This is a genomic window from Yersinia sp. 2541 StPb PI, from assembly GCF_052217145.1.
GTDB lineage: Bacteria > Pseudomonadota > Gammaproteobacteria > Enterobacterales > Enterobacteriaceae > Yersinia > Yersinia enterocolitica_E.
In genome coordinates this window covers 2,724,834-2,737,337 of the sequence record NZ_JAZGQB010000001.1, presented here as the reverse complement: position 1 = coordinate 2,737,337, position 12,504 = coordinate 2,724,834, and the positions used below count along the sequence as shown (strand labels likewise).

Below are 12,504 nucleotides of genomic sequence, written 5' to 3'. Positions count from 1 at the left end.
TTTGTAAAAAATTTGTTTAATTTGTTGTGAGTAAGGAAACTCCTCCACTAGGATAGCCACCGCGAGATGGCCGTTCGCCAGCGAATAGTTGTGCTGGTAGTTTATTTGAGTTCGAGATTCATCTCTGGTGCAACTGAGTGTCACGTTCCGGCTCTCCAGAGTGAAAACATGACACCGCACTGAGCGGAAAGAACTCAAAATAGCGGGATATATTAAAACGATAATACGCACTATGGAGACGTTGCATGACCATGAATACGCCAATGTTGGTGACTTTTTTAGTTTACATTTTTGGGATGATATTAATTGGCCTCATGGCCTACCGGGCAACCAATAACTTTGATGATTATATTCTGGGTGGGCGAAGTTTAGGCAGTGTGGTCACTGCATTATCTGCCGGTGCTTCCGATATGAGTGGCTGGTTATTAATGGGATTACCGGGGGCAATATTCCTGTCGGGTATTTCCGAGAGCTGGATAGCCATTGGTTTAACGATTGGTGCTTATCTTAACTGGAAGTTGGTCGCAGGCCGTTTGCGGGTTCATACCGAAGCCAATAACAATGCACTGACATTGCCTGATTATTTCACCAGCCGTTTTGAAGATAAGAGTAAATTGCTGCGGGTGATATCAGCGGTAGTTATCTTGGTTTTCTTCACTATTTATTGCGCTTCAGGAATCGTTGCCGGTGCGCGTTTATTCGAAAGTACGTTTGATATGAGCTATGGCACCGCATTATGGGCTGGTGCTGCGGCCACCATCGCCTATACCTTTATTGGCGGTTTCCTCGCAGTAAGCTGGACGGATACAGTACAAGCAACGCTGATGATTTTTGCTCTGATCCTGACCCCGATTATTGTTATTCTGGCGGTGGGAGGTATCGACACTTCCATGATGGTCATTGCTGCGAAAAATCCCGCGAATATCGACATGTTTAAAGGGCTGAATCTGGTTGCCATCCTCTCTCTACTCGGTTGGGGATTGGGTTATTTTGGTCAGCCACATATTCTGGCGCGTTTTATGGCGGCAGACTCTCACCGTACTATTCGTAGTGCACGCCGCATCAGTATGACTTGGATGATCCTTTGTCTGGCAGGGACCATCGCGGTGGGCTTCTTTGGTATTGCTTACTTTGAAAACCATCCTGAACAAGCTGGGAATGTGAGCCAAAATGGCGAACGTGTTTTCATTGAGTTAGCTAAATTACTCTTCAATCCATGGATTGCCGGTATTTTACTGTCCGCTATTCTGGCAGCCGTCATGAGTACCTTAAGCTGCCAGTTACTGGTGTGTTCTAGTGCGTTGACGGAAGACCTGTACAAAGCATTCCTGCGTAAAAAGGCCAGCCAGAAAGAGTTAGTGTGGGTCGGCCGTGCCATGGTGTTGCTGGTGGCATTGATAGCTATCGCACTGGCAGCGGACCCGGATAATCGGGTTCTTGGTCTGGTTAGCTATGCATGGGCTGGTTTTGGCGCCGCATTTGGTCCTGTGGTTCTTATCTCGGTGATTTGGCCACGAATGACTCGCAATGGCGCACTGGCAGGGATGTTGCTCGGTGCTATTACGGTTATCGTCTGGAAGCAATATGCCTGGTTGGGCTTGTATGAAATTATACCAGGCTTCCTATTTGCCAGTATCGCCATTGTGGTGGTGAGCTTGTTGGGCAATACGCCAAGTAATACCATTACTGAACGTTTCCGTAATGCTGAAGCGGAGTTTAAAACCATTTAATAGCGCACACATGCAGTTATTAATAGCATTTACTGTTGCTTAACATCGCCTCCTGTACAACAGGAGGCTTTTTTTTGCTGAAAATTGCGCCAGATATCGATAAATAGGCTGAGAGGGCGGTGCGACCTAAAAAAACGTATCTTAATGAATTTATTTGTTATTTAACCTAGCAGAAACAACTTGCCACAGTTTGTTTAACAATATTCTTATTTAGCCTCTTGAATTTCTTTTTGCCAGAATGATAATCACTATCGTTCTTAGTTTTACTTTTCTTTACGAAAATTGACGTTACTCATAATTACATATTTATACCCATATCCAGCGCAGGGGTGCTTAGCATGTTTGTCCCATTTCTAATTATGTTTCGTGAAGGGCTGGAAGCCGCGCTGATTGTTAGCTTGATAGCCAGTTACCTTAAGCGTACTCAACGCGGTCAATGGATGGGGGCAGTGTGGATTGGAGTGGTAACGGCAGCCGCGCTATGCCTTGCTATCGGCATCTTTATTAATGAAACCACAGGTGAGTTTCCGCAAAAACAGCAAGAGCTGTTTGAAGGTATTATTGCGGTGGTCGCAGTTTGCATTTTAACCTATATGGTTTTCTGGATGCGCAAGGTATCCAAGTCAGTCAAAGTCCATCTGGAAGGGGCAATTGATAATGCACTCAACTCAGGCCGCAGTCAGGGCTGGGCATTGGTGGCGATGGTCTTTTTTGCCGTGGCCCGTGAAGGGCTTGAATCGGTATTCTTCTTACTGGCGGCTTTCCAGCAGGATGTCGGGATTGGCGCGCCAATTGGCGCAATACTTGGCCTGACCTGCGCCATTTTGGTGGGGATGGCTATCTACTGGGGCGGCGTTAAGTTGCATCTGGCTAAATTTTTCAAATGGACCAGCCTGTTTATCTTGTTTGTCGCCGCAGGCCTGGCCGCCGGAGCCATCAGAGCTTTCCATGAAGCCGGTCTGTGGAATCATTTTCAGGATATCGCGTTCGATTTGACGAATGTGCTCTCCACTCATTCACTGCTCGGCACCTTCCTTGAAGGGATGTTTGGCTATCAGGAAGCACCAACAATCAGCGAAGTTGCGGTCTACTTTATCTATCTGATTCCGGCACTGATCCTCTTTTTCCTTCCACCACGCACTACGGCGGCCACAATTGCCCCTGCTGCGCGGAAAACTAACCAATAATTCAGGAATTTTCACATGTCTAACCGGTTCTTCCGTCGCACTGCATTGCACGCCGCGTTACTGGCACTACCTGCTGTGGCTATCAACGTACAAGCAGCTGATATTCCACAAATTAAAATTACCGTTAACGATAAGCAGTGTGAGCCGATGGCGCTGTCTATTCCTGCCGGTAAAACTCAATTTATTGTTCATAATGCCAGTCAGAAAGGGTTGGAGTGGGAGATCCTCAAAGGCGTGATGGTGGTTGAGGAACGCGAAAATATTGCCCCGGGTTTTACCCAGAAGATGACGGCTAATTTGGAGCCGGGTGAATACGATATGACCTGTGGCTTACTCAGCAACCCGAAAGGTAAATTGACAGTCACGGCGGCTGGTGATCACGCGGCGGTAAAACCGGACGCGATGGCATTGGTCGGGCCAATTGCTGAATATAAAGTCTATGTAACACAAGAGGTTGCCCAATTAGTCACGCAAACTAAAGCCTTTACTGATGCAATCAAGAAAGGCGATTTGGCTCTGGCGCGCAAGTTGTATGCGCCAACCCGCCAGCATTATGAGCGTATCGAGCCGATTGCTGAACTGTTCTCAGATTTGGATGGCAGTATCGATGCCCGTGAGGACGATTTTGAGCAGAAGGCCGCTGATCCGAAATTTACCGGTTTTCATCGGTTAGAAAAAATCCTGTTTGGTGACAACACCACTAAAGGCGCGGATAAATTCGCCGACCAACTGTACAAGGACACCCTGGAACTGCAACAACGCATCACCGGCCTGACATTTGCGCCAAATAAAGTGGTTGGTGGTGCTGCGGGCTTAATCGAAGAGGTTGCGGCCAGCAAAATCAGTGGTGAAGAAGACCGTTATAGTCGTACTGATCTGTGGGATTTCCAGGCCAACGTTGATGGAGCACAGAAAATTGTTAATCTGCTGCGGCCATTGCTGGAAAAAGCCGACCAGCCGCTGCTGCAAAAAATCGATGCTAACTTCAAAACCGTCGATAGCGTATTGGCGAAATATCGCACGAAAGAGGGTTATGAGTCTTACGAGAAGTTAACTGACGCCGATCGTAATGCTATGAAAGGGCCGATTACGGCACTGGCGGAAGACCTTGCTCAGCTTCGTGGCGTATTGGGTTTGGATTGAGGCATTAAGATGAGTAAGAAAACCGACCCGCAACACGGGTCGTATCAACATGGTAGCGGGGCGGCGTTGCCCTCCCGTCGGCGTTTACTGCTGGGTATGGGCATGATGAGTGGTGCCTTGGCTCTTGGCGGGGCAAAGATAGCCCGAGCGGCAGATTGCCCTGCACCCGAGGCTGCACTTGCGCAAGATGAACGCTGGCAGAAGCAGCCCTTTTATGGTCAGCATCAGTCAGGGGTATTAACCCCACAGCAAGCGGCCATGATGCTGGTAGCATTTGATGTACTGGCCACCGATAAGGCGGCCTTGACCCGATTATTCAAACTGCTGACGGAGCGGCTGGCCTTCCTGACCCGCGGCGGGCATGCACCTTCGGTTAATGCCAAATTGCCACCGCTGGATTCTGGAATTATGGGGCCGGAAATTTACCCGGATAACCTGACCATTACGGTTTCTGTGGGGGATTCCTTGTTTGATGAGCGGTTTGGTTTGCAGGGGCAGAAACCACTGCGGCTACAAAGAATGACGCGCTTCCCCAATGATTCACTGGATGCGGGTTTGTGTCATGGTGATATCTTGCTGCAAATTTGTGCTAATACCAATGAAACGGTGATTCACGCTCTGCGCGATATTATCAAGCACACGCCAGATTTACTCAGTGTGCGGTGGAAGCGTGAAGGTTTTATTTCTGCTCATGCGGCCCGTAGCAAAGGTAAAGAAACGCCGATCAATTTGTTGGGTTTTAAAGATGGGACTGCGAATCCCAAAACCAGCGATAAGCCGCTGATTAATCAAGTGGTATGGGTTCAGGGCAATATCGGCGAGCCCGCATGGGCAGTCGGGGGTAGCTATCAGGCGGCGCGGATTATTCGCTTTAAAGTGGAATTTTGGGATCGCACACCGTTACAAGAACAGCAGACTATCTTTGGCCGTGATAAACATAGCGGTGCCCCCTTGGGGAGCCTACATGAACATGATGAGCCGGATTACACCAAAGATCCCGATGGTAACGTGATTAAGTTAGATGCACATATCCGGCTGGCAAATCCACGTACCGCAGAAACTCAGAGTAACCTGATGTTACGCCGTGGCTACAGTTACTCGCTGGGAGTGTCAAATTCAGGGCAACTGGACATGGGCTTGCTGTTTGTCTGCTACCAATCTGATTTGGAAAAGGCGTTCCTGACGGTACAAAAACGGTTGAACGGTGAGGCGTTAGAAGAGTATGTCAAACCGATCGGTGGGGGATATTTCTTCGTGTTACCTGGGGTGGTTGATGCTAACCACTATCTGGCACAAGGGTTGCTTGAAGCCTAACTCCGTTTAATGAGTAAGAAAAAGCACCGCTTTCATGCGGTGCTTTTTTATTGCCAGACAGCAGGGTTGATGCTCAAAGCAGATTTGAACGCTACTTGCCAAGCCCTGATATGGGCTGAATATTGAGCGAAACTAACCCCGCTGCGGTATTAGGTCTGAAGGGCGTTAGCTTACCAGTTTGGCGGTAATTTTTGCCACATGCTCGCCCTGGAAACGGGCGATAGCAAGCTCTTCAGCAGTTGGCTGACGGGAGCCATCACCACCGGCAATGGTTGTTGCACCATATGGGGTACCGCCACGGGTCTGTGAAACATCAAATAACTCTTTGGCCCCATAGCCGATTGGCACGATGATAAAACCGTGGTGGGCTAATGTGGTCCATGTGGAGGTGATGGTGTGCTCTTGTCCGCCGCCAGTACCGGTTGAGGAGAATACACTGGCAACTTTGCCGTACAGTGCACCAGAAGCCCATAGCCCGCCGGTTTGATCGAGGAAGGTACGCATTTGCCCTGCCATATTACCGAAACGGGTTGGGGTACCAAAAATGATGCCATCGTAATCGGCCAGTTCTTGCGGCGTTGCGACCGGGGCTTGCTGGTTGTTTTTGCCGCCGGCATTGGCGAAGGCGTCTGGTGGCATGGTTTCAGGGACCCGTTTGATGGTCACTTCAACACCGCTGACTTTTTGGGCACCTTCGGCAATCGCACCGGCAAGTGTTTCAATATGCCCATACATGGAATAGTAAAGCACTAAAATTTTCGCCATCTCGCTATGCTCCAATCAAATTTATTGAATAATGCTGATGATGTAATCATAGTCGCTGCTAATGACACCTATTAACCATACGCCAATACAATCAGGCTGCAACTTATTAGTCGTGCGCAAAATGAATGGGATATGAGCTAACCTTCTCTTTCTGCTGGTTTTATTAGCGCAATATTGTTACAGATTACGTAACTTCTTTTGCAGGCGTTTTTGCTGCCAGCGCTCGACCCAATTACCCAGCAATAACAGATTTATTGCGCGCAGACACAGCGGGATACTTAGCCCTAGCACTACCCACCAGGCCCACATATAGCCAGGTGAAGTAAACCAATTGATAGCAAACAGCACTGCACACAGAATAACCGCCCGCAGTAACTGACGCAGTAAAGACATTTCATCCTCAACCGCTTTGCGGGCATCAATGACGCGTTGGTCAACAGCTTGCGACGGGGTGCTCTGTTCCTGAGAGACATTTGGGCAATACAGCTCACTGACTTTCAGATCCATGACGGCCGCAATAGCACTCAGTGTTTCCAAGCTGGCTTGTTCACCATTCTCTATGCGTTGAATCGTGCGTACACTCAGACTGCAAAGTTCAGCCAACTGTTCTTGTGACCAGGCCCGGGCCAACCGCAATTCACGAATACGATACATGTTCATACTGATTTTCCTATGAGGTTTGAAGCGATATCAACAAACCTATGCTTAAGCCCTCGCCACTGCCACGACAGCAGCATGACATGTTCCCGACAGCTTTCTGACACGTTTATCACGACTTATTTAACCGCCGTTGCGAGCATTTTACCGCGACGACCCTGCACATGGCGTGACGTCTTGGTTATAAAACGCCTTAACGCTCTTGATTGAGCTTTTTGGCACACTAACAGAGCGTTATGGCACAATGTAAACAAGCCTGTTTGCGTAAGCTACTAACATACCTCACAGGAGAACCATCATGAAAAAGATAGCACTGTCTCTGGCGATTATCGCAGTGTCATTATCTGCTCAGGCACAAACCTTCAGCGTCAAAAGTAGCGATATGCCTGAAGGTAGACCCTTACAAACCCAGCAGGTTTTTAACGGATTTGGCTGTGATGGCGGGAATCAATCGCCACAGCTTTCATGGCAGGGTGCGCCCGCAGGAACCAAAAGCTTCGCCATTACCGCTTATGATCCTGATGCCCCGACGGGGAGTGGCTGGTGGCATTGGACGGTGGTGAATATCCCCGCCGATGTTCATTCATTGGCAACAAATGCTGGGCAGAGCAAAAATGGCACTTTACCTGTTGGTGCCGTTCAGGGGCGCAATGACTTCGGCTATGCGGGATTCGGAGGGGCTTGCCCACCAGCAGGAGATAAACCTCATCGCTATCAGTTCACTGTGTGGGCATTGAAAACAGATAAATTACCCCTCAATAGTGATGCCAGTGGTGCATTGGTGGGTTTTATGCTCAACAGTAATGTGATTGCGAAAACGCAACTGGTTGCCACTTATGGCCGCTAATTATTAATCCAAGAGCAGGAAGTATGCAGCAGATAAATCATAGCCAGATGACTATCTCCAGCGCTGAAGTTGTTGCCCGCCGAGCACATACGTTGCATCGGGTCACGGTGTTTTCACCGGCACTGTGCCATGTCCGTCAGGGCAGTAAATTGGTGCAATGGGGGGCACAGGCTGCCAGTGCGGGGCAATCGTCGCTTATTTTGTTTCCTGCCGGTATCGAAGTCAGTATCGCGAATACCCCGGATCGGGGGCATTATTGTTCTGATATGGTCTATCTGCCGCAAAGTTTATTACGCCAGTTTCGCCACTGGTACGGTGCCTCGGCGGTGACGCCAGTGGCAACTGCATCGCTATGTGTTCCTCTGGATAGCCATACCCGCCTTGCATGGGATAGCTTATTGCTCAACGTGAAGTGTCATGCGCCAGATGCGCTCTTACAGCATGCGGCGATGGGGGTTTTATTGGCGCTGCACTTGGCTGGACAGGCAGGGACGTTATTAATCGACCGACGAGATAAATGGGCGGAACAGGTACAACAAATTTTACTGCTCGATCCGGCGCGCAACTGGAGCGTGAGTGACGTCGCCCACTCTTTGCATATTGGGGATTCAACTTTGCGGCGCAAACTGATGCAAGAAGATCGTAGTTTTCGCGTGATTCTGGAAGAGGTTCGTATGGGGTGTGCATTAAATGCATTACAAACCACATCACTTTCGATTGGCGAGATCGCTGCACAGCACGGTTATATTTCACCGTCCCGCTTTACGTCACGTTTTCAGCGGCATTTTGGCTTAACGCCACGCCGATTACGCGAAGCAATCACGGCAGCCTAAGTATATCTATATAAAAACCTTACTCCCGTGCAGGGAGTAAGGTGATGATAATAAAACAACCGCTATAGGTGATGATGATGCCTTACTGATTACGGTTATCGTACAAGTAGCTTCTGCGCTTCTTCAAGATGAGATAGCCAATGGTCAGAATGACAAACCACAGCGGCGTCACTATCAGCGCTTGGCGGGTATCACTTTCCAAGGTTAACAGCACCAGGACAAAGGCAAAGAACGCCATACATACCCACGACATGAAAATACCAGCGGGCATTTTATAGATGGATTTCTTATGTAATGCCGGGCGTCTTTTGCGATACACCAGGTAAGAGCAAAGGATGATGGTCCAGACGAACATAAACAGAATCGCTGAAACTGTGGTGACCAGTGTAAACACTGTCATTACGTTCGGGATTAGGTAAATGAGAACCACACCACCTAGCAAACAGATACAAGAAAATGTCAGGCCGGATGCGGGGACGGAACGGCGCGACAGCTTACCAAATTGCTTTGGTGCATCACCTTCTTTTGCCAAACCGAACAACATACGGCTGGTGGAAAACACGCCACTGTTAGCTGACGAAGCCGCCGAGGTTAGGACCACAAAGTTGATCACACTCGCAGCGGCGGGTAACCCGACCAGAACGAATAACTCAACAAACGGGCTTTTATCGGCAACTACTGAACTCCATGGTGTCACTGACATAATCATAATCAATGAGAAAACATAGAACATGATGATACGGATAGGGATGGAGTTAATAGCACGCGGTAATACCACTTCAGGATCTTTGGTTTCAGCGGCGGTGGTCCCAACTAACTCAATACCGACAAAAGCAAAAACGGCTATCTGGAAGCCCGCAAAGAATCCACTGATTCCTTTCGGGAACATCCCGCCATCATTCCATAAATGGGTAAATGACGCGGTGGTACCCGAAGGGGACTGATAGCTCATTAACACCATGGTTAAGCCGGCAAAGATCAGTGCCACAATTGCCACAATTTTAATCATGGCAAACCAGAACTCCATTTCACCGAACATTTTCACCGTGGCCAAATTCAGTGATAGCAACAGTAAAACCACTAGCAGTGAGGCAACCCACTGGGAGAAACCGGGGAACCAAAATTGGGCGTAAGCCGTGATGGCAACCACATCAGCGATACCGGTGATGACCCAACAAAACCAGTAGGTCCAGCCGGTGAAAAAACCAGCCCAAGGACCGAGTAAGTCGGCAGCGAAATCACTAAATGATTTATATTTCAGATTCGATAGCAGCAGCTCACCCATGGCCCGCATCACGAAAAACAGCATAAAACCGATTATCATATAAACGAAAATAATCGACGGCCCGGCAAGGCTGATGGTTTTACCCGATCCCATAAACAATCCGGTACCTATAGCCCCGCCAATAGCAATTAGCTGGATATGGCGGTTGGAGAGACTTCGTTGAAGGTGCTCTTCAGGTTCCGGCAACTGTTCTGCCACTATCTTGGATTGGTCTACCATCTTTCCCATTCCCTCTTCCTGTATTTGTGAAGTTGTTGAGCTCTATGTTGGCTCTTTGGTCTTAACCTGTCTGTCTGTCTGTCTGTCTGTCTGTCTGTCTGTCTGTCTGTCTGTCTGTTAGTTTTTTGCTATGTTTTAAGTACAATTTGCGAATTATTTAATATCTTCGCAACAATAATTGCACAATACGCCTCGTTTTCCAGTGTTTATATTTCACACACTGAATTTTGTTAAGTTCATCACAGCATCTGGAATTACAACATGAAGTCACATAACTAACAATAATCGTAAAGAACAGATGAATAATTAATCTCCAGAGAGGGATATAAACAGCATAAACAGAAAAATCCGATGAAATGTTTGACAGCCAAGGCTAACAGGAGAATAATTATCGCCGTTGGGTCGTTAGCTCAGTTGGTAGAGCAGTTGACTCTTAATCAATTGGTCGCAGGTTCGAACCCTGCACGACCCACCAACAAAATCAATAAGTTACACTAAATTTCATATGTTTTATTTATATTTTCGTGCCATATTTGTATCGGTAATATTTAATATTCCATCTGTTTATTTTATATGCTGGATTAAATTGATAGGTTAACCACGAACAAGCCTTATTAGTATCTCAATATCCTCTCTCAGCCTATTTTTTATGATATATAAATAGTAAGTCTCGATTTAAATAATTGACTTTTTTATGTATATCTTAACCAGGAATATGGGTAAAACACGTTAAAACCCGAATGTTAATTGAGTAAATAAAGTTGAATAAACATCAATTATGATTATAGGCTTGCGCTGAATAGTTTTATTTTCTCCGTAGTTGTGATAATCGTAATGCTTTATTCACTAACATTGCACAATAAAAATCTCAATTTTCCATAATATCCAGGGGCCGTGATATGAGAGGTCTGTGAACAGTAAATACCTATGGTGGTCGAAAGCGGAAATCGCTCAAACGTTTGATACTACCTTTCCTGAGAATATTCTTTCGACTTTAGGCTAAACGTCGAGGCGTGATGGCTGTATGACTGCCATGTAGGGTGAGGATCAATGAGCCAAACAATTATTTTTTTGCGTATTAATACGACAATTTATTGTACTTTTTACCCGAGATAAAACAAAAGAGCCGCGCATTAGCGAGACTCTTTTAGCGGTTACTGAAAAATAAAATTGATGGTTCCAGCAACCAGTAGCAGAAATACAGTATATTGTAAGTAGTACGCAGACATTGCTCTCATTTCTTCCTCCTTGCTGTTATGGTCTTTAATCAAGCAATATTTGCGCCATATCTAACTAATTGAAAAATAGTTTATTTTTATTATGGATAACTAAATTAGTGCCCCTATTTAGGGAGTCGGCACCATTTAGGAGCATATCGGGTATATCTCTCCTGGCAGATTTATTGTTTAGGCATTTAGTTTTTGATTTGATTAATTATTAACACGACGACTTACTGGTGCTTTGAGAAGTGTAATAACACATGACATTAACTCTTAGAAAAAGGGGTTTTTTTAGTGCGTAGCTCTAATTTATGCATGTACATGGATGAATCGGCGGCGGCGAGTAGTTCATTAATCGGTGTATCTTTCTCTAAATTGCAATTAGCGTACCCCACGCTAAAATCAATATTATAACCACGCAATTCTTGGCTATTGCGTAATTCTAACGCATTCTTAAAGCGGCTTAATATTGCTGGCATATCACTACAACCTGATGCCGTGAGTAATGTGACAAATTCGTCGCCACCCAATCGGGCGACAACATCTGTGTCACGGAAGAAAAACTGTAACTCCTCAGCGAAAGTCACTAATGCCTTATCACCTTCAGCATGACCATAACTGTCATTTATTTCTTTAAAATCATTTAGATCAAAGAAAATCAAAGTGGCAGGAATATTATTATGTGAGCAAAATGTTAATGCATGCTGAGCCAGAATTTCAAAGCCTCGACGGTTGGTTAACTGTGTTAGTTCGTCAATAGTTGCTAATTGAACGGCAGCAATTTCTTGCTCAGCCATTTTCGCTAAGTCACATAAAAGTTGTTGGTCGTATTCATCTAAAGAGCGCGGTTTAAGATCGATAATACAGAGTGTGCCAAGTTTACTGCCATTGGGAACAACCAGCGGACAACCCGCATAAAAACGAATGCCAGGATCGTCGGTAACGAGTGGGTTGTCACTAAAACGAAGGTCGTTAAGTGCATTGGGTACCAAAAGGATATCGTCACCTAAAATCGCATGACCACAAAAAGATATATCCCTGGGGGTTTCGCTGGTTTCCAGTCCGGGATGTGATTTAAACCATTGCCGGTTTACGTCGACGATAGATATAAGCGCGATTGGCACATTAAATAAACGTTTAGCTAAGCGGGTGATACGATCAAAGCGTTCTTCGGGAGAGGTATCGAGAATATTATAAGAGCGTAATGTAGCAATTCTCTTAGCCTCATCTTGAGGTATCGGGGGAGCTTGCATATTCATCGTCTCCTGTTACTTGTCTTATCCACTTAGCGCGAAGTGTCGCTA

At 46.6% G+C, this 12,504-nt stretch carries 10 protein-coding genes and 1 tRNA gene; 7 read left to right on the top strand and 4 right to left on the bottom strand.

The window, feature by feature from the left end:
• Positions 1 to 245 precede the first annotated feature (245 nt).
• The 4 genes from putP to efeB all read left to right on the top strand — a co-directional run bounded on the left by putP (position 246) and on the right by efeB (position 5,374).
• A complete protein-coding gene (gene putP, locus V1953_RS12360) occupies positions 246 to 1,730 on the top strand; it encodes a sodium/proline symporter PutP (protein ID WP_083159131.1) in 1,485 nt (494 codons plus the stop codon).
• 338 nt (positions 1,731 to 2,068) lie between these two features.
• The gene (gene efeU, locus V1953_RS12355; protein WP_372569044.1) at positions 2,069 to 2,917 is read left to right on the top strand and encodes an iron uptake transporter permease EfeU; all 849 of its coding nucleotides are present in this window, start codon (positions 2,069 to 2,071) and stop codon (positions 2,915 to 2,917) included.
• Positions 2,918 to 2,932: 15 nt separating this feature from the next.
• Entirely contained in the window at positions 2,933 to 4,060 is a 1,128-nt protein-coding gene (gene efeO, locus V1953_RS12350; protein WP_442850985.1) for an iron uptake system protein EfeO, read from the top strand.
• A 9-nt stretch (positions 4,061 to 4,069) separates the two neighbouring features.
• Positions 4,070 to 5,374 carry an iron uptake transporter deferrochelatase/peroxidase subunit gene (efeB, locus tag V1953_RS12345; RefSeq protein ID WP_442820959.1) on the top strand — a complete coding sequence of 435 codons (1,305 nt, stop codon included), beginning with the start codon at positions 4,070 to 4,072 and terminating at the stop codon, positions 5,372 to 5,374.
• Between the two features lie 165 nt (positions 5,375 to 5,539).
• Here the strand turns inward: efeB and wrbA are convergent, their stop codons facing one another.
• Both wrbA and V1953_RS12335 read right to left on the bottom strand, forming a co-directional pair.
• Positions 5,540 to 6,139 carry an NAD(P)H:quinone oxidoreductase gene (gene wrbA, locus V1953_RS12340; protein ID WP_083159127.1) on the bottom strand — a complete coding sequence of 200 codons (600 nt, stop codon included), beginning with the start codon at positions 6,137 to 6,139 and terminating at the stop codon, positions 5,540 to 5,542.
• Between the two features lie 177 nt (positions 6,140 to 6,316).
• Complete coding sequence (locus V1953_RS12335) at positions 6,317 to 6,799, bottom strand: helix-turn-helix domain-containing protein (protein ID WP_083159126.1); 483 nt, start codon at positions 6,797 to 6,799, stop codon at positions 6,317 to 6,319.
• A gap of 295 nt (positions 6,800 to 7,094) precedes the next feature.
• Here V1953_RS12335 and V1953_RS12330 point away from each other — a divergent pair, with 295 nt between their 5' ends.
• Together V1953_RS12330 and V1953_RS12325 are read left to right on the top strand one after the other, a co-directional pair.
• The gene (locus V1953_RS12330; protein WP_083159125.1) at positions 7,095 to 7,643 is read left to right on the top strand and encodes a kinase inhibitor; all 549 of its coding nucleotides are present in this window, start codon (positions 7,095 to 7,097) and stop codon (positions 7,641 to 7,643) included.
• A gap of 23 nt (positions 7,644 to 7,666) precedes the next feature.
• Positions 7,667 to 8,476, top strand: coding sequence for a helix-turn-helix transcriptional regulator (locus V1953_RS12325; protein WP_372569047.1), 810 nt, complete (start codon positions 7,667 to 7,669; stop codon positions 8,474 to 8,476).
• Between the two features lie 82 nt (positions 8,477 to 8,558).
• Here the strand turns inward: V1953_RS12325 and cycA are convergent, their stop codons facing one another.
• Positions 8,559 to 9,980 (bottom strand): D-serine/D-alanine/glycine transporter, encoded by a 1,422-nt coding sequence (gene cycA / locus V1953_RS12320; protein ID WP_193784822.1) that lies wholly within the window; start codon positions 9,978 to 9,980, stop codon positions 8,559 to 8,561.
• A gap of 399 nt (positions 9,981 to 10,379) precedes the next feature.
• Between cycA and V1953_RS12315 the strand changes: the two genes are divergently transcribed.
• Positions 10,380 to 10,455, top strand: a tRNA-Lys gene (locus V1953_RS12315).
• A gap of 1,011 nt (positions 10,456 to 11,466) precedes the next feature.
• On the opposite strand, the gene V1953_RS12310 is transcribed toward V1953_RS12315, so the two are convergent.
• A complete protein-coding gene (locus tag V1953_RS12310) occupies positions 11,467 to 12,459 on the bottom strand; it encodes a sensor domain-containing diguanylate cyclase (protein ID WP_372569048.1) in 993 nt (330 codons plus the stop codon).
• Positions 12,460 to 12,504 lie beyond the last annotated feature (45 nt).